Genomic DNA, 21,386 nt, shown 5'->3' with positions numbered 1-21,386 from the left:
CAACGGCTTGTCACACCGGACTGAGGGCGCTCTCAGCGCAAACCCGACGAATCACGCGACCTCGAAGCAACCCGCCCCGAGCAGCCCCTTGAGCTCGCCCTGCAAGCCGTTCTCCGTCGACACGAAGAAGTCGCTCGACAGAGCCAGCCGCGTCGTCCCGCGCGGGCCCTGCAGCTTCAGGTGCACCGGAGTCGTCCCGGAATGCGCCTGCAGGGTCCGCTTGAGCTCGTTGACCAGCGATTGGTCCACCCGGCCCACCGGCACCTTGATCACGAACGCCGAATCGCCGCCCTGCTCGGTCTCGGCCCCCGAGATGTCCACCGGGACCGCGTCGGAGGCGAAGACGCTGATCGTGCCCTCGCGCTCGTTGATGCGGCCCTTGACCGCCATCGCGGTGTCCTCCACCAGGCAGTCGGCGAACATCTCGTAGGACTTCGGGAAGAACAGCACCTCGACCGAGGCGTCCAGGTCCTCCAGCGTCACGATCGCCCACGGGTGGCCGTTCTTGTTGATGCGGCGCTGGATCCCCGAGATCATCCCCGCGATCTTGATCTGCTCCTTGCCGCCGGACTCCCGCTCACCGCCGACGAGCTCGGCGATCCCGGTGTCCTGGTACGGCGCCAGCAACCGCTGCGCACCGTCGAGCGGGTGCGCCGAGACGTAGAGGCCCAGCATCTCGCGCTCGTAGGCCAGCAGCTGCTTGCGCGGCCACTCCTCGTCGGTGAACTGCAGGTGCGCCAGCGGCGATGAGGATTGAGCGGTCTCGGCGTCGTTCTCCGCGCCGAACAGGTCGAACTGGCCCATCGCCTGCTGCCGCTTGAGCCCGATCACCGCGTCCACCGCGGCCTCGTGGTGCTGCGACAGCGACATCCGGGTGTGCTGCAGCGAGTCGAACGCGCCCGCCTTGATCAGCGATTCGATGACCCGCTTGTTGCACGCAAGGATCTCCGACTTGTCCAGGAAGTCGGTGAACGAGGTGTAGCGCCCCTGCTCCTCGCGGCTCTTGACGATCGAGGCCACCACGTTCGAACCGACGTTGCGGATCGCGCTCATGCCGAAGCGGATGTTGCCGGAGACGGCAGCGAAGGTCTCCTTCGACTCGTTGACGTCCGGGGACAGCACCTGCACGCCCATCCGGCGGCATTCCGCCAGGTAGACGGCCATCTTGTCCTTGTTGTCACCGTTGGAGGTCAGCAGCGCGGCCATGTACTCGGCCGGGTGGTTGGCCTTGAGGTAGGCCGTCCAGTACGCCACCAGGGCGTAACCGGCGGCGTGCGACTTGTTGAACGCGTAGCCGGCGAAGGGCAGGACCGTCGCCCACAGCTTGTCGATGGCCTCGTCGGAGAAGCCCTGGTCGCGCATCCCGGCCTGGAAGCCCTCGAACTCCTGGTCCAGGACCTCCTTCTTCTTCTTGCCCATCGCGCGACGCAGGATGTCCGCTCGACCGAGGCTGTACCCGGCGACCCGCTGCGCGATCGCCATGATCTGCTCCTGGTAGACGATCAGACCGTAGGTCTCGGCCAGGATGTCCTTCAGCGGCTCGTCGAGCTCCGGGTGGATCGGCTCGACCGGCTTCTTGCCGTTCTTGCGGTCGGCGTAGTCCAGGTGGGCGTTGACCTCCATCGGGCCCGGCCGGTACAGCGCGTTCGCCGCCACCACGTCGCCGAACTCGGTGGGCTGCATGCGCTTGAGCAGCTCGCGCATGCCGCCGCCTTCGAGCTGGAACACGCCCAGGCTCTCACCGCGCGCCAGCAGCTCGTAGGTCTTGGCGTCGTCGAGCCCGAGCTTGGAGAGGTCGATCTCCAGGTCGTGGTTCTCCTTCACCATCTCCAGCGCGTCGCCGAGGATGGTGAGGTTGGACAGACCCAGGAAGTCCATCTTCAGCAGGCCGATGGCCTCGCACGACGGGTAGTCCCAGCCGGTGATGATCGAACCGTCGTCGCGCGCCCACAGCGGCACCGTGCCCATCAGCGACTGCGAGGACAGGATCACCGCGCAGGCGTGCACACCGGCGTTGCGGATCAGGCCCTCCAGCCCGCGCGCGGTGTCGAAGATCTGCGACACCGACGGGTCGGTCTCGATCAGCGCGCGGACCTCGGCGGCCTCGGTGTAGCGCTCGTGCTGCGGGTCGACGATGCCCGACAGCGGGATGTCCTTGGCCGCGATCGGCGGCGGCAGCGCCTTGGAGATCTTGTCGGCGATCGCGAAGCCCGGCTGTCCGTGGTGGACGCGGGCGGCGTCCTTGATCGCCGCCTTCGTCTTGATCTTGCCGAAGGTGATGACCTGGGCGACCTTGTCCCGGCCGTACTTGTTGATCGCGTACTGCAGCACCTCGTCGCGACGGCGGTCGTCGAAGTCGAGGTCGATGTCGGGCGGGGAGTCGCGCTCCGGGTTCAGGAACCGCTCGAAGATCAGGCCGTGCTCCAGCGGGTCCAGGTTGGTGATGTGCAGGATGTAGGCCAGCAGCGATCCCGCTGCCGAACCACGTCCCGGTCCGACGTGGATGCCCTGCGACTTCGCCCACCGGGTCAGGTCACCGACCACCAGGAAGTACGCGCAGTAGCCCTTGGTGTCGAGGACGTCGAGCTCGGTCTTGATCCGGTCCAGGCACTCCTGGCTCGCGCCGTCCGGGTAGCGCGTCGGCAGGTACTGCTCGACCTCGGCCTCCAGCAGCTCCCGCTCGGACTTGCCGCTGCCGTCGGTGACGCGCGGCATCCGGTCCTGGAAGGACCAGACGTCCTCGTAGGACTCCACCATCTCGGCGACCAGCAGCGTGTTGTCCGCCGCGCCCGGGACCTCGGCGTCCCAGTACGCGCGCATCTCCTCGGCGGACTTGAGGTAGTAGCCGTCGCCGTCGAACTTGAACCGGCTGTCGTCGGACAGCGTCTTGCCCGACTGCACGCACAGCAGCGCACCGTGCGAATCGGCCTGGTCGACGGTCACGTAGTGGCTGTCGTTGGTGGCCAGCGGCTTGAGATCGAGCTCCTGGGCGATCTTCAGGAGCCCCTCGCGCACGGACCGCTCGATCGGCAGCCCGTGGTCCATCAGCTCCAGGAAGAAGTGGTCCTTGCCGAAGATGTCCCGGTAGTCGGCCGCGGCCTGCAACGCCTGGTCGTACTGCCGCAGGCGCAACCGCGTCTGCACCTCGCCGGACGGGCACCCGGTGGTCGCGATGATCCCCTCGGAGTGCTCGCTGATCAGCTCCCGGTCCATGCGCGGCTTGCGGTACATGCCCTCGAAGCTCGCGCGGCTGGACAGCGTGAACAGGTTGCGCAGGCCGGTGGCGTTGCGGGCGAACATCGTCATGTGCGTGTAGGCGCCCGCGCCCGAGACGTCACCGCCCTCGCCGAACTCGTCGGTGCCGCGCTGCTTGGCCTCGCCCCAGAACACCGGCTTCTTGTGGAAGCGGTTGTGCGGCGCCAAGTACGCCTCGATGCCGATGATCGGCTTGATGCCGGTCCTGCGCGCCTGCTGGTAGAACTCGTCCGCCCCGAACATGTTGCCGTGGTCGGTCATCGCGACCGCCGGCATCCCGAGCCGCTCCGCCTCCGCGAACAGCGCACCCACCTTCGCCGCACCGTCGAGCATGGAGTACTCGGTGTGCACGTGCAGGTGAACGAAGGGGTCGACAGACACGGAGAAGTCCTCCTTCGCGGCGGTGTTCGAGAGCTGCCAGCCTATCTCCGGGCACCGACGTCACCGGCGATTCGCCGTGGCGTTGCGCGGAGTTCCACGCGCCCGGCGTGTCGCAGATCATGCGCAGGTCGGCGTCGGTGTCGCGGAACTCGTGCCTCACCACCACGCGTCAGCCCGAGCGGGTAGCGTGGGACGACGTGACTGGCCCTGATCCCGTGGATGTGCGCCTGCTGAGCGTCGTGGCAGAGATGGGCCGAGCGGCGGTCCCGGACATCGCCGGGCGGCTCGGCATGGACGTGCGCGACGTCGCGGCGCGACTCGCCGCGCTGTCGACCACCGGGCTGCCCCTGATCGTCGGGGTCGAATGCGATCAGCAGGGCATCCGCAACGCCGTCGCCGCAGCTCAGCAGTGGGCTGCGCAGAACGCGGCCAGCGGTCCGCACCCGGTGGCGCCCGGTCAGTACACCGGCCCGCACCCGATGTCCGGCCCGTACCAGGTCTCGGGCCCGCACCAGGTGTCCGGTCCGTACCCGGTCTCCGGGCCCTACCAGGTCTCCGGGCAGCACCAGGTCTCCGGTCCACATCAGATGCCCCACCCGCAGCAGCCGGTCGCGCCGACGCCGCCGATGAGCACGTGGGGGCCTCCCGGCTCGGCCGCGTGGGCTCGCGGTGATCAGCCGGCCGCTCCGGCACCCGCCCCGACCGGCAAGGTCGGCACCAAGCTGGACGTCCAGGGCGTGTCCGGCGAGCAGATAAGCATCCAGCTCATCGAGGTCGTCGACCCGGCGGACTTCCTGTTCACCGCGGCCGGGTACGAGCTCCAGCCCGGTGAGCGCTCCGTCGTGGTGCACACCGAGATGACCAACAAGGGCCAGGTCCCGTTCGCGTCGCTGCCCGACATGTACCTGGAACTGGTCACCGAGGACGGCTCTCCGGTGGCCAAGGCCCCGGTGTCGATGTCGTCCCGCCCACCGCACCGGATGGGCGTGCAGCCCGGCGAAACAGCCGGTGGCCACACGGTTTACGTGCTCCCGGAGTCCACCGAGCTCTCGGCGGTCCGCTGGACCCCGCAACCGGGCGACCAGCAGCGCACGCTGCTCTGGGACATCACCGACCTCTAGGGGCCGTGCGAGGAGCGCGGCGCAGCCGCTGCTTCAGGCGAGAACCGCTGCGCTCTCGCCTTCGCACCGCCCAGCGGAGCGAGTGCGAATCAGGAGTCGCGGCGGAAGAAGTCCAGCGGGTTGCGCCTGGACTTCTCGGGACGCTGCTTGCTGCGGTACTGCAGCGTCGGCCAGTCGCCGGCGTCGTTCTTGGGGAGCTCGGGCTCCGGCTCGCCGATCACCGACGGCGTGGCCGGGCCGACGTCCTGGGCGCTGATCACCTCGCCGAGGCTGTTCAACCCCTCCGGCGGGGTGTCCAGATCGGCCTGCGGGTCGATCACCGGCATGCCGCGTGGCGGGGTCGGTGTGTCCGATCCCTGAAATTCCTGAGCCATCGGACCCCCTTCGTCGCACGATCCGATCACCACGTTACCTGGTCCACGAGCTGCTCTCGCGGAGGAACCGCTGTTTCAGGTGCGGGTCTCGGCCGGCACCGCCGCGGGTTCTCCAGCGGCTTCGTCAGCGGAACGACCAATTCCTAGCCGTCCTGATCGCGCAACTCGTCCAGCGCTTTCTGCAAGTCTTCCGGGTACTCGCTCTCGAACTGCACCCAGCCTCCCGACGGGTGCTCGAAGGACAGGCTCCGCGCGTGCAGCCACTGCCTGGTCATGGCCAGGCGCCGGGCCAGCACCGGGTCGGCGCCGTAGGTGAGGTCGCCGACGCAGGGGTGCTTGATCGCCGAGAAGTGCACCCGGATCTGGTGGGTGCGGCCGGTTTCCAGCTTGACGTCGATCAGCGAGGCGGCGCGGAACGCCTCCACCGTCTGGTAGTGGGTGATGCTCGGCTTGCCACCGGTGACCACCGCGAACTTGTAGTCGTGCCGGGGGTGCCGGTCGATCGGGGCGTCGATGGTGCCCCGGCTCGGGTCGGGCAGGCCCTGCACGACCGCGTGGTAGCGCTTCTCGACGGTGCGCTCCTTGAACGCGCGCTTGAGCACCGTGTAGGCGTGCTCGCTCTTGGCCACCACCATCACGCCGGTCGTTCCCGCGTCGAGGCGGTGCACCACCCCCTGGCGCTCGGCGGCGCCCGAGGTGGCGATCTGCACGCCCGCCGCGGCCAGGCCGCCGACGACGGTCGGGCCCTCCCAGCCGGGGCTGGGGTGCACGGCGACGCCGATCGGCTTGTCGATCACGACGATGTCGTCGTCCTGGTGCAGGATCTTCATGCCCTCGACCGGCACGGCCACCACCTGCAGCGGCTGCTCGGCGGCAGGCAGGGTGATCTCCAGCCAGGAACCGGCCATCAGCCGGTCGGACTTGCCCGCCGGGCTGCCGTCGACCAGCACGTCACCGGCCTCGGCGAGTCCGGCCACGGCGTTGCGGGACAGGCCGAGCAGCTTGGACAGGCCCGCGTCGATCCGCATGCCTTCCAAGCCCTCCGGCACGGGGAGGTTTCGGAGTTCGCTCACGACTTGCCGGCCTTCTGCTTGCGGTGGACCGTCCCGTCGAAGTCGCGGCCCAGCAGGGACAGCAGCACAACGAGGATGCCGCCGCAGGTGATGCAGCTGTCGGCGACGTTGAACACCGGGAACACCTGGCCGCCGGGCGCCAGGAAGGACAGGAAGTCCACCACGTGCCCCTGCAGCGGGCCGGGCGCCCGGAACAGCCGGTCGCCGAGGTTGCCGCAGGCACCGCCGAGCACCAGGCCGAGGCCCACGGCCCAGCCCGGCGAGCGCAGCTTCGGCGCCAGCCACACGATCACGCCGACCACGGCGATGGCGAGCAGGGCGAGCAGCCAGGTCAGGCCGGTGGCCATCGAGAACGCGGCACCGGGGTTGCGCAGCACGTCGAGGTAGAACAGGCCGCCGAGCACCTTCACCGGCGGGTTGCCCTCCAGGTTCGCGACCACGGCGATCTTGGTCACCACGTCCAGGGCCAGCCCCACCGCCGCCACTCCGAACAGCAGCGCCAGCAGCTTCCCCGACCCGCCCTTGCGGGCGCCGGAGGCCGGGTTCGACTCGGCGGACTCCGACGCGGAGGCCGCCTGCTCAGGAGGTGGGTGCTCGGTGCTCACACCGTCATTGTCCCCGACCCGGACGACCACCGGTGCACCAGGACCACCGGTCGAATTTCGCGCGAAGTTCGACTCCCGAAGTTCGAACTCGAATTTCGCGCGAAATTCGAATCCCGCACCCTCGTTCAGGGCAGGAACGGCGGGAGGGGGCGGTGGTCCTCGGTGGGCTCCCAGCGGCCGTCCACCTGCCGGTAGATCGCTGCAGGACCGTCGCTGACCAGGGATTTCAGGGCCTCGACGAGGCGGTCGACGTGCTCGGCCGTGGTGCCGAGGCCGATGCTGGCGCGCAGCGCCCGCTCCGCGTCCGAGCCCGCTCGGGCCAGCAGGTTCTTGGTGCCGAGGTGAGCGCAGAACAGTCCGTCGCGTACTCCGATGGCGTGCTCGGCCGACAGCGCGGCGGCGATCAGTCCCGGGTCCTGCCCGTCGATGGTGAAGCTGACGACGCCGACCCGGTCGTGCCCGGTGCCGAACAGGCTCAGCTCGCGCAGCCCGGGGATCTCGGCCAGCCCCGCGCGCAGGCGCCCGAGCAGCGACGACTCGTGCTCGACGACGCCCTCCCAGCGGGTGGCGAAGGTGCGGCAGGCGGTGGCCAGGGCGTGCACGCCGACGGTGTTGGGCGAGCCGGCCTCGTGCCGCTCGGGTCCGGTGGTCCAGCTGACCGCGCGCTCGTTGACCGCGCGGGTCGCGCCGCCCCCGGCGAGGTGGGGTTCTGCGGCGTTGAGCCAGTCGGCGCGGCCGATCAGGGCTCCGGCGCCGAAGGGGGCATAGAGCTTGTGGCCGGACAGGGCGGCGTAGTCGACGTCGAGCTCGACGAGGCGGATCGGGCGGTGCGGCGCGAGCTGCGCGGCGTCCAGCACGGTCCGGGCTCCCCTGCGGCGGGCCACGCGGGCGAGCTCGGCGACCGGCCACAGCTCGCCGGTGACGTTGCACGCCCCGGTCAGCACGGCCAGCCGCGGCCCCTCCGGGCACTCGGCCAGCGCCGCGTCCAGGGCAGCGACCGCGTCGGCGGGCGTCTCGGGGGCGGGGATGCGGCGGACGTTGCGCCAGGGCAGCAGCGCGGCGTGGTGCACGGTGTCGAACACGACCACCGAGGTGCCGCGCGGCACGGCGGAGGCCAGCAGGTTCAGCGCGTCGGTGGTGTTGCGGGTGAACACGACCTCGTCGCCCTGGCGGGCCCCGACGAAGTCCAGCAGCACCTGGCGCGCGCCCTCGTAGACCCGGGTGCACACCTGCGAAGCGAACCCGGCGCCCCGGTGCACGCTGGCGTAGTACGGCAGCAGTTCGTCCACGGCGTCGCGCACGGCCGACAAGCAGGGGGCGCTGGCGGCGTGGTCGAGGTTGGCGTAGTTCGCGGTTCCGCCGGTGACCAGGGGAACCCGCAGTCCGGCTCCGACAACGCCGGGGACGGCGACGGACTGGCTCGGAACATCGATGACGGCTGAAGACATCGCGACCCTCCCGGGGCCTCGAGGGCCCTCGGCGGGCCCGCGCTTGCCGAGCCGCACTGCGCGACCGGCCAGGTCTTCACCCGGGGCACCCCACCGCGGTAGGAGGGTTGCCGGCCAGCAAGCCGGGGCTTGACGCTGGCACTCATGACCTTCGCGGCGAAGGCTAGCCCTCGCCGCGCTCGACGACAACGCCGTCCCACTTGGTGGGCACGGTGTGCGAACGAGGCCCCGGGAGCGGACTCCCGGGGCCTCGATGCGCGAAAGCGGGGTCAGACGCGGGAGACCGCGACCTTGACCTCCACACCGTCGCCGACGGTGCCGGTGGCGGCGTCGGCCGCGTCACCGGGGTTGACCGCGTCGGCCAAGGTCTCGCCCGCGATGAACTCGCGGTGAGCCTCGACCGCCTCGACCACCTCGGCCGGGGCCTCGACGACGACCGTGATGCGGTCCGAGACCTCGAAACCGGCGTCCTTGCGGGCGTTCTGGATCACCCGGACGACGTCGCGGGCCAGGCCCTCGGCCGCCAGCTCCGGCGTGACGTCGGTGTCGAGCACGACCAGCCCGTCACCGCCCGGCAGCGCCGCCGCGGCACCGGAGTCGGTCGAGACCAGCCGCTCGGTGAACTCGCCCTCCTGCAGCTCGATGCCCGCGGCGACCACAGCGGACCCGCGGTGCTGCCAATCACCGGCCTTGACGGCCTTGATCACGGTCTGCACGTCCTTGCCCAGGCGCGGACCGGCCGCGCGGGCGTTGACCGCGATCTCGAAGTGACCGTGCGCGGCCACGTCGGTGCTCAGCTCCAGGCCCTTGACGTTGACCTCGTCGCTGATCAGGTCGGCGAACGGGCGCAGCGCCTCGGCCTCCGGCGTGGCCACCACCAGCTTGGCCAGCGGCAGCCGGACCCGCAGCTTGTTGGACTTGCGCAGCGCCAGCGCCGAGGAGCACACCTGCCGCACCTGGTCCATCGCCGACACCAGCGCGGCATCGGCGGGCAGCTCGTCGACGAGCGGCCAGTCGGTCAGGTGCACCGAGCGGCCACCGGTGAGCCCGCGCCACACCGCTTCGGCGGTCAGCGGCAGCAGCGGGGCCACCACACGGCAGGTCACCTCCAGCACGGTGTGCAGCGTGTCGATCGCGTCCTTGTCGCCCGCCCAGAACCGGTCCCGGGAGCGGCGCACGTACCAGTTGGTCAGCACCTCCAGGAACTCCCGCACGTTCGCGGTCGCGGTCGCCAGGTCCAGCGAGTCCATCGAGGACTGCACGTCGCCGACCAGCTCGTGGGTCTTGGCCAGCACGTAGCGGTCGAGCACGTGCTGGCTGTTGGTGCGGAACTCCCCGCTGACGCCCTCGGCGTTGGCGTAGAGCGCGAGGAAGTACCAGGAGTTCCACAGCGGCAGCACCGCCTGGCGCACCGCGTCCCGGATGCCGCGCTCGGTGACGACCAGGTCGCCGCCGCGCAGGATCGGGCTCGACATCAGGAACCAGCGCATCGCGTCGGAACCGTCGCGGTCGAAGACCTCGTTGACGTCCGGGTAGTTCTTCTTGGACTTCGACATCTTCAGCCCGTCGTGGCCCAGCACGATGCCGTGCGCCACCACGTTGCTGAACGCCGGCCGGTCGAACAGAGCCGTGGCCAGCACGTGCAGCGTGTAGAACCAGCCGCGGGTCTGCCCGTGGTACTCGACGATGAAGTCACCCGGGAAGTGGTGCTCGAACCACTCGGCGTTCTCCATCGGGTAGTGGACCTGCGCGAACGGCATCGAGCCCGACTCGAACCAGCAGTCCAGCACCTCCGGCACCCGGCGCATCGTCGACTTGCCGGTCGGGTCGTCCGGGTTGGGCCGGGTCAGCTCGTCGATCTCCGGGCGGTGCAGGTTCGCCGGACGCACCCCGAAGTCGCGTTCGAGCTCGTCCAGCGAACCGTAGACGTCGGTGCGCGGGTGCTCGGGGTCGTCGGAGACCCACACCGGGATCGGTGAACCCCAGTACCGGTTGCGGGAGATGTTCCAGTCGCGGGCGTTCTCCAGCCACTTGCCGAACTGGCCGTCGCGGATGTGCGAGGGAACCCAGTTGATCTGCTTGTTGAGCTCGACCATCCGGTCCTTGAACTGGCTCACCGCCACGAACCAGGACGACACCGCCCGCTGGATCAGCGCGTTGTCGCAGCGCCAGCAGTGCGGGTACTGGTGATCGTAGGTCTCGTGGCGCAGCAGCAGTCCGCGTTCCTTGAGGTCGCGGGCGATGTGCTTGTTGGCGTCGAAGACCTGCACGCCCTCGTACGGCGGCACCTCGGCGGTGAACTTGCCGTGCGAGTCGACCGGCACCACCGGCACGATGTCGGCGGCGTCGGTGACGAGCTTGTCGTCCTCACCGAAAGCCGGTGCGATGTGCACGATCCCGGTGCCGTCGTCGGTGGTGACGTAGTCGGCGGCCAGCACCTGGTGGGCGTTCTCCCGGCCGGCGAAGAAGTCGAACGGCGGCTCGTAGCGGGTGCCCAGCAGGTCGGAACCCTTGTACCGGGCCACCACTCGGTCGGCGACGTCCTCGCCGAGCTCGCGGGCGTAGGCCGGCAGGCGGGCTTCGGCGAGCAGGTAGCGCTCGGTGCTCTCGGCGGGTGCGACCAGCGCGTAGTCCACGTCGGGGTGCACGGCGGCGGCCAGGTTGGACGGCAGGGTCCACGGCGTCGTCGTCCACACCAGCGCGAGCGCGCCGTCGAGGTCCTTTCCCGGCGCGGTCAGGCGCAGGCCCACCGTCACCGCGGGGTCCTGGCGCGGCCGGTAGCCGTCGTCCATGCGGGTCTCGGTGTTGGACAGCGGCGTCTCGCAGCGCCAGCAGTACCAGAGAACCCGGTACCCCTCGTAGACCAGACCCTTGTCCCACAGGGTCTTGAACGCCCACATGACGCTTTCCATGTAGTCCAGGTCGAGCGTCTTGTAGTCGTTCTCGAAGTCCACCCAGCGCGCCTGGCGGGTGACGTAGTCCTCCCAGTCCGCGGTGTAGCGCAGCACCGAGGTCTTGCACGCCTCGTTGAACGCGGCGATGCCCATGTTGTCGATCTCGGCCTTCGAGGTGATGCCGAGCTGCTTCTCCGCCTCGACCTCGGCGGGCAGGCCGTGGGTGTCCCAGCCGAACCGGCGCTCGACCCGCCTGCCGCGCATCGTCTGGTAGCGCGGAACCGCGTCCTTGACGTAGCCGGTGAGCAGGTGGCCGTAGTGCGGCAGGCCGTTGGCGAACGGCGGGCCGTCGTAGAAGACGTACTCGTTGGAGCCGTTGTGGCCCGCCTCGCGCGCGTCGATGGAGGCGCGGAAGGTCTTGTCGTCGGCCCAGAAGTCCAGCACCTGGCGTTCGATCGCCGGGAACGCGGGCTGGGCCGCCACGCCGCGCTCGTCGGACGCGCCGAAGGAAACCTTGGGGTATGCCATCGCGGAGCTGCTCCTCGCAATGTGTCGTTGCCGCCCTGGAGGACGGGGACGACGTCCCGGACTCACCGGGCACCGCGGTACCACCCCGCTTGCCGACGGCGCGAACGCCGACGGCCACTCGATTGCCGGCTGTGACGGGCCGGACCCGTCCGGTTCTACTGAGGCGCCCGCGGGCGCCCGTTCTTCCGGAGGCTCCCCGGTGATGGCCGGATCAACGCCTGGTCTTCACAGAGTACCGGGATCTCGCCAGTTGTTTTCACCGGCTCCGGCCGGACTCCGCCGCGATCGTCGCGTTGGGCGCGCACCGGGCGCACGGCGTGAAGCCGAGCTCCCGAGCCTCCCCGAGCTCCAGCGGCAGCGTCTCCGCTTCACCGAGCCACTCGCAGGTCCGCACGTGGTAGCGCGGACGTTCGTCGACCACCACGACCTCGGCGTCCGGATCGGCCGCCTCGGCCGCGTTGCTGCGTTCCTCACCCGGTTCCGCGCCCAGCGGCCGGGCCAGGGTGGTCTTCCTGCCCTTCCGGCGGGTCCTGATCCGGTCGGCGATCAGCAGCGCCGCCCCGAGGGCGCTGGCCAGGACCGAGATCCACGCGAGGCCGGAGCCTCCGCCGAGCACGGCCGCCACCAACGTCGCGGCGGCCACCAGGACCAGCAGCAGAACGACCAGCAGCACTAGCTTTCCCGTCTCTCGCCGTTCCCCTCTCGACAGACACCGGCGGTGACGGGCCATGACCCATCACCGCCGGTGTGCCAAGTCTTGAACGGGGAATCAGCCCGCTTCGGCCGCCCTGGCCCCGAAGCTGTAGCTGGTGGCCTGCTGACCGGAACGGCTTCCGCTGCTGCTGCTCTCCGCTGGCGCGGCAGAGCCTCGGTCCTGCAGTTCGCGAAGCTGAGACTCCAGGTAGGTCTGCAGTCGAGTGCGGTACTCGCGCTCGAACGTGCGGAGAGTCTCGATCTTCTTCTCGAGGGCGTTCTTCTCGTTGGTGATGTTGCCCATCACCTCAGCGTGCTTGCGCTGCGCATCGCGTTCCAGGCTGGCGGCCTTGTCGCGCGCCTGCCGCTCAAGCGTTTCCGCCCGGGTTCGGGCGTCGTTGAGCATCGTCTCGGCTCGGGTCCGAGATTCGTTGACCATGCTGTCGGACTTCGAACGAGCCTCCGACAGCAGCTGCTCCGACTTCGTCCGGGCCTCGGACAACATGCCGTCGGCCTCGGCCTTGGCCTCACCGGTCAGCCGGTCGGCCATCTCCTGCGCGAGGCCCAGAACCTTGGCGGCCTGCACGTGGTGATCACCGCCCGGAGAGGTCTGCTCGGCAGCGGTCGGCGCCGGGACCGGGGTGAGCCGGCGCGGTTCCTCCGGTGGGGCGGCTGGGGTCGAGGCAGCGGCGGACGCAGCCTGGCTACGGGCGTCGTCCAGGTCGACCTGGGCCGACTGCAGCTGGGACTCCAGCTGCTCCACCTGGCCACGCAGGTCGTTGTTCTCCTCAACCAGCCGGGCAAGCTCGGCTTCAACCAGGTCGAGGAATGCATCCACCTCGTCCTCGTTGTAGCCCCGCTTGCCGATCGGAGGTTTGCTGAACGCGACGTTATGCACGTCGGCGGGGGTCAGGCCCACAAGATCACCTCACGCACTCCTTCGGCAGCTGCGGGTCGGTCGGGTTCCCCGTCACCCGGCCGGTTGCACCAGTCGCATCAGTATGAACACGACCAGCAGCAGCACCATAATCGATAGGTCCAGTCCGACGCCGCCGATCCGGACCGTCGGAATCACCCGACGCACCAACTTTACGGGTGGGTCGGTCACTGTGTAGATGCTCTCCAACGCGATTGCAACCCCCCCAACGGGTCGCCATTCGCGGGCGAACACTCTCACGAGTTCCACCACGATACGCGCCGTGAGCAGGAGCCAGAAGAAGAACAGAACGTAGAACAGGACGATCTGCACCGGGTTCACACCTTCAACTGTGCCACCACTCACCCGTAGTTGAAAAAGGCCCCCTCTGCTAGCCGTCGCTTGTCCTCCGCCGCGACGTCGACGTTCGGCGGTGAGAGCAAGAACACCCGGTTGGTGACCTTCTCGATCGAACCCCGCATCGCGAACGCCAGACCTGCGGCGAAGTCGACCAGACGCTTCGCGTCGGCCTCCTCCATCTCGGTCAGGTTCATGATCACCGGCGTGCCGTCTCGGTACTGCTCGCCGATGGTCCGCGCTTCGCTGTAGCTGCGCGGATGCAGAGTTGTGATCTTGCTCAAGTTGAACTGGGTGCCCGTGTCGGTCACCGCCCGCAAACGCGAAACGCTGTCACTTCGCGGCTGATCGTTGGGCAGAGTGCTGCGCGACGGCGTCTCGGACGCCCACTGCCGCCGCGGTCGCGGCGGCTCCCGGAACTCCTCGGCGTAGGACTCGGTCTCCGCGTCGGCTTGGAAGCCGCCGCGGGTGCCCGCCGACCTGCGCCGGGGCACTGCCCGGTCGTCGTCGTACGCGCCCCGGTCGCCGTAGGTCGGACGGGAGTCGTACGCAGGACGATCATCGTCGTACCGCTCGCGGTAGGCGATCTCGTCCTCGTACTCGTCCACCTCGTCGGCCGGGACCATGCCGAAGTAGGCCTTCAACTTGTGCAGAGCGCTCATCGGCATGCCCTTCCTCTGCGGCTCCCTGACACCGAGCACGAGGTGGCCGGCCTTCGACCCCCTTTTGACGGCTACGGCGAGGTTAACCGCCGCCCACCGAGCAGCGCGGTTCCGACACGCACCCTGGTCGAGCCGTGGGCAACGGCACTTTCCAGGTCACCGGACATCCCCGCCGACACATCCACAGCTTCGGGGTGATCAATGCGCAAGCGCTCGGAGATCGACAAAAGTGTGTCGAACGACACAGCTGCGTCGCCACCGAGCGGAGCCACCGCCATCACTCCTCGCAACCGAAGACCGCTCGTTCGCGTGATCATGTCGGCGAGTCGGTGCACGTCCTCCGGCGCGCAGCCGCCCCTGCCAGTGGTTCCGTCCAAGCTGACCTGCACCAACACGTCCAAAGGGCGCTCCCGCTCGCCCGTTTCGAGGGCGTTGGCGGTCGCGCGGGAGAGCGCTTCGGCGAGCCGTTCGCTGTCGACCGACTCGACCACGTCCGCCCAGCGGGCCACCGCGCGAGCCTTGTTCCGCTGCAACTGGCCGACCATGTGCCAGCGCCGCGGGGCCTGCGGCCGAAGCTCGGCGAACTCCGCGACCTTGCCGCGCGCCTCCTGCTCCCGGTTCTCGGCGAAGGCCGACAGCCCGAGATCGGAGAGAAGAGCCACATCGGATGCGGGGAAGGTTTTGGTCACAGCGAGCAGCTCGACCTCCTCCGGGGACCGACCGGCGGCGCGGCACGCCTCCGCCAAGCGCTCCCGGACCTCCGCCAGCGACTCGGCCAACTCCGCGCGACGTTCTTCGGGCGTCACGACTGCTCGTCCATCCAGATCACCGAGGCGAAGCGCCCGGTCTTGCCGTTGTCGCGGCGGTGGCTGAAAAGCTCCCGGGTCTCCACGGTGCAGCGCGGGTCGACGCCGATCTTGGCGATGCCGACCTGCGCGAGCTGCTCGAACAACCCCGCCCGCAGGTCGAGCCCGGTGGTGCCCTTGCGGGTCTTGCAGGCGCTGCCCGGAAGGTGCTCCTCCACGTCGGCCTGCATCTCCGGCGGCACCTCGTAGCAGGCACCGCAGGCCGCGGGCCCGATCAGCGCTTCCACCCTGTCGAGCCGAGCACCGGCCTCGCGCATCGACTTCAGCGCCGCGGGCAGGACTCCCACGCGCGCGCCCACGCGCCCGGCGTGCACCGCGGAGATCACCCCGGCCTCGGGGTCGCCCAGCAGCACCGGAACGCAGTCGGCGGTCAGGGCGACCAGCGCGAGCCCCGGCTGAGCCGTCACCAGCGCGTCGGAGGCCTCCACCGCCGTCGGCTGCGGGCCGTCCACGATGGTCGCGGTGCGGCCGTGGATCTGCTCCATCCACACGAGGTGGTCCTCGGGCAGGCCGATTCCCTCCGCGAGCTTGCGCGTGTTGGCCGCGAGCGCCTCCGGCGCGTCGCCGACCCTGCCGCCGAGGTTGAAGGAGTCGAACGGAGCCTTGGAGCTACCGCCCTCCCGCGTGGTGGTCACGCGCCGAATCCGCACTTGCCCAGCCTCCTGAAAAGAAAAATCGACACCGGGAACCCGCGGTCCCCGGTGTCGATTCTCGCTCATGCGTCAGCGCCGCATGAACGGCGGAATGTCGACGTCGTCGTCGGTGTCGTCACCCACCGGCACGGCCCGGTTCGGCAGCCCACCGGGGCGCGAGGCGCCGGTGGAGTGCGTCGGGTAGCCGCTGCTGGGGCGGCCGGGCACCGACACGCCCTGCTGCCCGGTGGTCGAACCGTCTCCGCCGTAGGACCGCGGCTGCGGGCTCTGCTGCTGGCTCGGCTGCGGGCTCTGCTGCTGAAAACCGGTCTGCTGCGGCGTGGTCGGCTGCTGCGGAGCCGGGGGCTGCTGCTCGGGCTGCGGAGCCTCCGGAGCCGGTGCGGGCGCCGACTGCTGGACCGGCTGAGCCGGTGCCGGCTGCGCGGGCGCCGGAGCGCTCGGCTGGGCCGGGGCCTGCTGGGTCTCGGTGCTCTCAGGGGCAGCGGGCTTCTCGGTCCTCGGCGCGGGAGCCTCCGCCTCCTCGGTGCGACCGCCGACGCGCGTCGGTTCGAGCTTCTTGTGCGTCGGCGTGCCGGAGTCGAACCCGGCGGCGATCACGGTGACTCGGACCTCGTCGCCGAGCGAGTCGTCGATGACCGTACCGAAGATGATGTTGGCCTCGGGGTGCGCGGACTCCTGCACCAGCGACGCCGACTCGTTGATCTCGAACAGACCGAGATCCGAACCGCCCGCTATGGCCAGCAGCACTCCGTGGGCGCCTTCCATCGACGCCTCCAGCAGCGGCGAGTTGATCGCCTTCTGCGCGGCTTCGACGGCTCTGCCATCACCCCTCGCCGAGCCGATGCCCATCAAGGCGCTGCCCGCTCCGGACATGACGCTCTTGACGTCGGCGAAGTCGAGGTTGATCAGACCCGGCGTGGTGATCAGGTCGGTGATGCCCTGGACACCGGAGAGCAGCACCTCGTCGGCCGAGCGGAAGGCGTCCATCAGGCTCACGCCGATGTCGCCGAGCTGCAGCAGCCGGTCGTTCGGGATGACGATCAGGGTGTCGCAGCAGTCGCGCAGCTCCTTGATGCCCTGTTCGGCCTGGGACGCGCGGCGCTTGCCCTCGAAGGAGAACGGCCGGGTGACCACACCGATGGTCAGCGCACCGAGCTTGCGCGCGATGTTGGCGACCACCGGGGCGCCACCGGTTCCGGTGCCACCGCCTTCACCTGCGGTCACGAACACCATGTCGGCGCCCTTGAGGACCTCTTCGATCTCCTCGGCGTGATCCTCGGCGGCCTTGTGACCGACCTCCGGCGCCGCGCCGGCACCGAGACCGCGAGTGAGCTCGCGCCCGATGTCGAGCTTGACGTCGGCGTCGGACATCAGCAGGGCCTGCGCGTCGGTGTTCACCGCGATGAACTCAACACCTTTGAGCCCGACCTCGATCATGCGGTTCACGGCGTTGACGCCGCCGCCACCGATGCCGACGACTTTGATCACCGCGAGATAGTTGTGCGGGGGCGTCATCGGATCCGCCTTCCTGATCGTGGCTGGTGTGCTCTCTGCATCGACCGCCGGGACGGCCGCTTAGCCGGTGCCGCCGATGCGGCTCCCCCTGGTCGTCGGCGCGGGATTCGACGTGCATCCGACCCCGTGCCCGGTCCGGACCGTAGGCGCGATCGCACCCTTGCGTCCAGCAGCCACGCCGGTTTCGGTAGCAGCAGTTCTGTGCTGTGCACCTCGTCGTTTCCGCCCGACGTCGTCCGTGTAGCTCAGCGGGTCCGCCCGTTGCCGCAGCGAGCCCAGTTTCTCGTTCCTCCCCTTGCGATGAACTCGTCCGCGAACGTGATCACCACAACGAACACCGTACCTGGCCACCCGCTCACCCGGTTGAGGCAGTCGAGATTCGGCAAGGGGCTTCTTCGCAGCGGACAGCGCCGGGGAATCCGGACTGCAGGTGTCTGGATTGGCTGCGACCGTCTCCGTTCTCAGGGAACGAGACGTCAGGAAGGAAGCCATGGCAGCGGATCTGCGAGACAGGGTCGTGTTGGTCGCCGGGGCGACGCGGGGAGCCGGACGCGGGATCGCGGTGGAACTCGGCGCGGCGGGCGCGACGGTGTACTGCACCGGGCGCACGACCCGGACCCAGCGCTCGGACTACGACCGCCCGGAGACCATTGAGGACACCGCCGAGATGGTGACGCGCGCGGGCGGGACGGGCATCGCGGTCCGGGTCGACCACACCGTCCCGGACGAGGTCCGGGACCTGGTGCGGCGCGTGGAGTCCGAGCAGGGGCGGCTGGACGTACTGGTCAACGACCTCGGCGGCGAGCACCTGATGGACTGGAACAAGCCGATCTGGGAGCAGGACCTGACCAAGGGCCTGCAACGGCTGCGCACCGGCATCGAGGCGCACATGATCACCAGCCACTTCGCGCTCGCCCTGCTCAGCAGGCGCTCGGGCGGACTGGTCGTGGAGCTCACCGACGGCACGGCCGAGGTGAACGAGCGGTTCTACCGCAACGAGTGCGGCGCGTTCTTCGACGTCGCCAAGACGGCGTTGCACCGGCTGGCCCGCGCGCAGGGCGAGGAGCTGGCGCCGCTGGGCGGCACCGCGGTCTCGCTGACGCCCGGCTGGCTGCGCTCGGAGATGATGCTGGAGCACTACGAGGTCACCGAGGAGAACTGGCGCGAGTCCACCATCGCCCCACCGGGTTTCGCGATCGCCGAATCCCCCGCCTTCGTGGGCCGCGCGGTGGTGGCGCTGGCGAACGACCCGGACGTGGCGCGCTGGAACACCCGGTCGCTGTCCAGCGGATTCCTGGCCAAGGAGTACGGATTCACCGACACCGACGGCTCGCAGCCGGACTGCTGGCGGTTCGCGCTGGAGGTCGAGTGGGTCGGCGGGCAGGGCGACGCGGCCGACTACCGGTAGAGCGCGGCGAAGCGCTCGGCGGCGCTCGCGAGGTCCTGGCGCAGCGGTTCCGGCGCCAGGACCTCTGCTTCCGGTCCGAGCGCGAGGATCTGGGAGAACGCGACCTGCAGCGATTCGGCCCGGAACGTGGTGCGGACCCAGCCGTGCTCGTCGGGTTCTCCGGCGGCGGCCTCGGCTTCGGCGGCGGCCGGGCCGTCGACGGTGCCGCGCAGCCGGCGGAGCCCGGTGGGGCTGAGCCGGACCTCGACGTCGAGGGTGAGCAGCGAGCGGGAGAACTCCTCGGCGGTGCGGTCCCAGAACGCGGCGAGGTCGAAGGTCTCGTCGCGGACGAACTCCTCCCCCTCGTCGACCTCGCGGAACCGGTCGACCCGGTAGGTCCGGAACCGCCCGTCGCAGCGCGCGGCCAGGTACCAGACACCGGCCTTGAGGACGAGACCGTGCGGTTCGAGCTCGCGCCGGACGAGGCGTTCACCGCGCTGGTAGCCGACGGTGATCCGCAGGTCGCGCCACACCGCTCGGCCGATTTCCGCCAGCAGGGCGGGTGTTTCGGCCTCGCGGAACCAGCGGGGAGCGTCGAGGTGGAACCGCTGCCCGACCCGCTGCGGCGCGTCCTGGAACGGCGGCGCCAGCGCCGCGGCCGCCTTCAGGCGGGCGGCCTCGACCGCCTCGCCCAGCCCCATGTCGACCGCGGCCCCCGGCACCCCGGACAGGAACAGCGCCTCGGCCTCCTCGCGGTGCAGGCCGTTGAGCTTCGACCGGTAGCCGCCGAGCAACCGGTACCCGCCACCGCGCCCGCGCTCGGCGTAGACCGGCACCCCGGCCTCGGCCAGCGCCAGCACGTCGCGCGCCACCGTCCGCTCGGAGACCTCCAGCTCGCGCGCCAGCTCAGGCCCGTTCATCGACCCCCGGACCTGCAACAAGCACAACAACGACACCAACCGAGCAGCCCGCACCCCCGGAGCCTACGACCGCACCCCGACAACCCGACCGCGCCGCACTCGTGGACCCGGATTACAGCCGTAATCAGGCCACCGAATACTGCGGTAATCCGGGTCCCTGCTACCGGGGTGTTCCGGCTGTTGAACGTCCGAGCCAACGCCGCCTGCTGACCGGGAGTCGGGTACGAGCGGAACTTGTACCGGATCTTCAAACATCAATCGGATCGATGTTTTGTTGCAGGAAAACCACTTCCGCTACACACCGCGCGAAAGTGATTTCACTGCAAATCCACAACGTTCAGTCAGCAAGATGAACCCGAAGCCCCTGCGATCACCGTTCTGCGTCACCCACCCGGTCGCAACTGCGCAGGCCAATGAAGAACCCTTCATACCTGCGCTGAAACCCGGCGGCTCAGGCGAAGTGGGGTGGGCCTCCGGTGAGGGCGCGTTGGGTGGCCTCGTCGTCGGCGTAGTAGTTCGGGCCCGGGGCTTCCTCGTCGTAGTAGCGGTGGAAGACCGGGGTCTGGGCGCCCGACATCGGCGGGACGATCCACGACCAGTCGACCGGGCACTTGCGTCCCGCCGACTCCTCCCTCTCCAGGTGGGTCAGGAAGCGGTGCGATTCGGTGTGGTGATCGGTGATCGTCACGCCCGCCCGCTGGTAGGAGTGCAGGACGGCGCGGTTGAGCTCGACCAGCGCGCGGTCCCGCCACAGGGTGTCCTCGCGCGAGGTGTCCAGGCCCAGGCGCTCGGCGACGACCGGGACGAGGTTGTAGCGGTCGGTGTCGGCGAAGTTGCGGGCGCCGATCTCGGTGCCCATGTACCAGCCGTTGAACGGCGCGGCCGGGTACGAGACTCCGCCGATGCTCAGCCGCATGTTGCTGATGACCGGAACCGCGTGCCAGCGCAGCCCGAGCTCGGCGAACCACGGCAGCTCGGGATGGGTCATCGGGACCTCGTGCACCACGTCCGGGGGCAGCGCGAACATGTGCGCGCCCTCCTCGCGGGTCTCCACCACCAGCGGCAGCGGATCGAACCCCGTGCGGCGGGCCGGTGCCCGCCAGCCGAAACCGGTGACGGTCTCGGTGAACCGGGCGTAGCGCGGGTCGCCGAGCACCTTGCCGTCGTGGTCGCGGTAACCGGCGTAGCGGATGAGCTGCTCGTTCCAGATCCGCGGCGCGGGCCGCTGCGGGGTTTCCGGCGGGAAGACGCTGATCACCGGGCGGATCTTGCCGCCGTTGGTGGCCATCCGCAGGTGCTCGACGCAGTGCGCGGCCACCCCGGAGACCGTGTGCACGTCGCGCAGGTCGCGAACCTTCAGGCTGCGCCAGTACAACCGGCCGATGCAGCGGGCGCTGTTGCGCCAGGCGACCTTCGCGCCGTAGGAGAGCTCGTCGGGGGTGTGCCGGTAGGTGCCCGTCGTCTCGACCTCGTAGCGCATCCGCGCCAGCCGCTGCTGGATCGGGGCCTCGACGCGGTTCTCGACGTGGAACAGCCGCAGGAACTCCTCGGCCTCGGCGAGGTCGATCGCGGGTGCTCTGGGCGCGGGTGGCGGTGGGACGGGTCGTAATCGGCGGGTCCGTTCCGCCGCACCGGACCCTCCGGAGAAGACCGCCTCCGGCGCTTCACCACTCACCCTGAACACGCCGCCACGTTAGCGCGACGGAAACGATCTTGATCCGGTGCCGTTCGTTGACGG

The 21,386-nt window shown here is 69.8% G+C and carries 18 protein-coding genes and 1 riboswitch; of the genes, 2 read left to right on the top strand and 16 right to left on the bottom strand.

From position 1 onward, the window contains the following. Window positions 1–51: 51 nt before the first annotated feature. Complete coding sequence (gene dnaE / locus AB0J78_RS13295; RefSeq protein WP_363789172.1) at window positions 52–3,636, bottom strand: DNA polymerase III subunit alpha; 3,585 nt, start codon at window positions 3,634–3,636, stop codon at window positions 52–54. 197 nt (window positions 3,637–3,833) lie between these two features. Here dnaE and AB0J78_RS13290 point away from each other — a divergent pair, with 197 nt between their 5' ends. Then, the gene (locus AB0J78_RS13290) at window positions 3,834–4,757 is read left to right on the top strand and encodes an AsnC family protein (protein WP_363789171.1); all 924 of its coding nucleotides are present in this window, start codon (window positions 3,834–3,836) and stop codon (window positions 4,755–4,757) included. An 89-nt stretch (window positions 4,758–4,846) separates the two neighbouring features. Here the strand turns inward: AB0J78_RS13290 and AB0J78_RS13285 are convergent, their stop codons facing one another. The 12 genes from AB0J78_RS13285 to ftsZ all read right to left on the bottom strand — a co-directional run bounded on the left by AB0J78_RS13285 (window position 4,847) and on the right by ftsZ (window position 17,341). Next, window positions 4,847–5,131: a hypothetical protein gene (locus AB0J78_RS13285; RefSeq protein ID WP_363789170.1), complete on the bottom strand. Its 285-nt coding sequence runs from the start codon at window positions 5,129–5,131 to the stop codon at window positions 4,847–4,849. Window positions 5,132–5,274: 143 nt separating this feature from the next. Continuing rightward, a complete protein-coding gene (locus tag AB0J78_RS13280) occupies window positions 5,275–6,159 on the bottom strand; it encodes an RluA family pseudouridine synthase (protein WP_363789325.1) in 885 nt (294 codons plus the stop codon). Between the two features lie 41 nt (window positions 6,160–6,200). Then, window positions 6,201–6,710, bottom strand: coding sequence for a signal peptidase II (gene lspA / locus AB0J78_RS13275; RefSeq protein ID WP_363789324.1), 510 nt, complete (start codon window positions 6,708–6,710; stop codon window positions 6,201–6,203). Between the two features lie 224 nt (window positions 6,711–6,934). Then, the gene (locus AB0J78_RS13270) at window positions 6,935–8,257 is read right to left on the bottom strand and encodes an aminotransferase class V-fold PLP-dependent enzyme (RefSeq protein ID WP_363789169.1); all 1,323 of its coding nucleotides are present in this window, start codon (window positions 8,255–8,257) and stop codon (window positions 6,935–6,937) included. 34 nt (window positions 8,258–8,291) lie between these two features. After that, window positions 8,292–8,407, bottom strand: a riboswitch (SAM riboswitch). A gap of 119 nt (window positions 8,408–8,526) precedes the next feature. Then, entirely contained in the window at window positions 8,527–11,679 is a 3,153-nt protein-coding gene (ileS, locus tag AB0J78_RS13265; RefSeq protein ID WP_363789168.1) for an isoleucine--tRNA ligase, read from the bottom strand. A 256-nt stretch (window positions 11,680–11,935) separates the two neighbouring features. After that, window positions 11,936–12,352 carry a hypothetical protein gene (locus AB0J78_RS13260; protein ID WP_363789167.1) on the bottom strand — a complete coding sequence of 139 codons (417 nt, stop codon included), beginning with the start codon at window positions 12,350–12,352 and terminating at the stop codon, window positions 11,936–11,938. Window positions 12,353–12,448: 96 nt separating this feature from the next. After that, window positions 12,449–13,291, bottom strand: a complete 843-nt coding sequence (locus AB0J78_RS13255; protein ID WP_132675130.1) for a DivIVA domain-containing protein — start codon at window positions 13,289–13,291, stop codon at window positions 12,449–12,451. Window positions 13,292–13,342: 51 nt separating this feature from the next. After that, complete coding sequence (locus tag AB0J78_RS13250; RefSeq protein WP_363789166.1) at window positions 13,343–13,630, bottom strand: YggT family protein; 288 nt, start codon at window positions 13,628–13,630, stop codon at window positions 13,343–13,345. Between the two features lie 20 nt (window positions 13,631–13,650). Continuing rightward, window positions 13,651–14,307, bottom strand: coding sequence for a cell division protein SepF (sepF, locus tag AB0J78_RS13245; protein WP_363789165.1), 657 nt, complete (start codon window positions 14,305–14,307; stop codon window positions 13,651–13,653). 71 nt (window positions 14,308–14,378) lie between these two features. Next, window positions 14,379–15,113 (bottom strand): YggS family pyridoxal phosphate-dependent enzyme, encoded by a 735-nt coding sequence (locus tag AB0J78_RS13240; protein ID WP_363789164.1) that lies wholly within the window; start codon window positions 15,111–15,113, stop codon window positions 14,379–14,381. Beyond that, entirely contained in the window at window positions 15,110–15,823 is a 714-nt protein-coding gene (gene pgeF, locus AB0J78_RS13235) for a peptidoglycan editing factor PgeF (RefSeq protein WP_363789163.1), read from the bottom strand. The genes AB0J78_RS13240 and pgeF overlap by 4 nt, the downstream gene beginning before the upstream one ends. Window positions 15,824–15,895: 72 nt before the next feature. Continuing rightward, window positions 15,896–17,341: a cell division protein FtsZ gene (gene ftsZ, locus AB0J78_RS13230; protein ID WP_363789162.1), complete on the bottom strand. Its 1,446-nt coding sequence runs from the start codon at window positions 17,339–17,341 to the stop codon at window positions 15,896–15,898. Between the two features lie 490 nt (window positions 17,342–17,831). Between ftsZ and AB0J78_RS13225 the strand changes: the two genes are divergently transcribed. Beyond that, window positions 17,832–18,749: an SDR family oxidoreductase gene (locus AB0J78_RS13225; RefSeq protein ID WP_363789161.1), complete on the top strand. Its 918-nt coding sequence runs from the start codon at window positions 17,832–17,834 to the stop codon at window positions 18,747–18,749. Here the strand turns inward: AB0J78_RS13225 and AB0J78_RS13220 are convergent. From AB0J78_RS13220 to AB0J78_RS13210, 3 genes are all read right to left on the bottom strand, one after another. Continuing rightward, on the bottom strand, window positions 18,740–19,684 hold the full coding sequence (locus tag AB0J78_RS13220; protein ID WP_363789322.1) for a transcriptional regulator: 945 nt from the start codon (window positions 19,682–19,684) through the stop codon (window positions 18,740–18,742). The two genes, AB0J78_RS13225 and AB0J78_RS13220, sit on opposite strands and share 10 nt — an antisense overlap. Then, the gene (locus AB0J78_RS13215; RefSeq protein ID WP_363789160.1) at window positions 19,645–19,899 is read right to left on the bottom strand and encodes a helix-turn-helix domain-containing protein; all 255 of its coding nucleotides are present in this window, start codon (window positions 19,897–19,899) and stop codon (window positions 19,645–19,647) included. The genes AB0J78_RS13220 and AB0J78_RS13215 overlap by 40 nt, the downstream gene beginning before the upstream one ends. A 200-nt stretch (window positions 19,900–20,099) precedes the next feature. Beyond that, complete coding sequence (locus tag AB0J78_RS13210; protein ID WP_363789159.1) at window positions 20,100–21,332, bottom strand: nitric oxide synthase oxygenase; 1,233 nt, start codon at window positions 21,330–21,332, stop codon at window positions 20,100–20,102. Between the last annotated feature and the right edge of the window lie 54 nt (window positions 21,333–21,386).

The sequence above is a fragment of the Saccharopolyspora sp. NPDC049426 genome (assembly GCF_040676935.1).
In the GTDB taxonomy this organism is placed as follows: Bacteria; Actinomycetota; Actinomycetes; order Mycobacteriales; family Pseudonocardiaceae; genus Saccharopolyspora.
The sequence above is the reverse complement of the archived record's forward strand: the minus strand, read 5'-3'. Positions and strand labels throughout refer to the sequence as shown.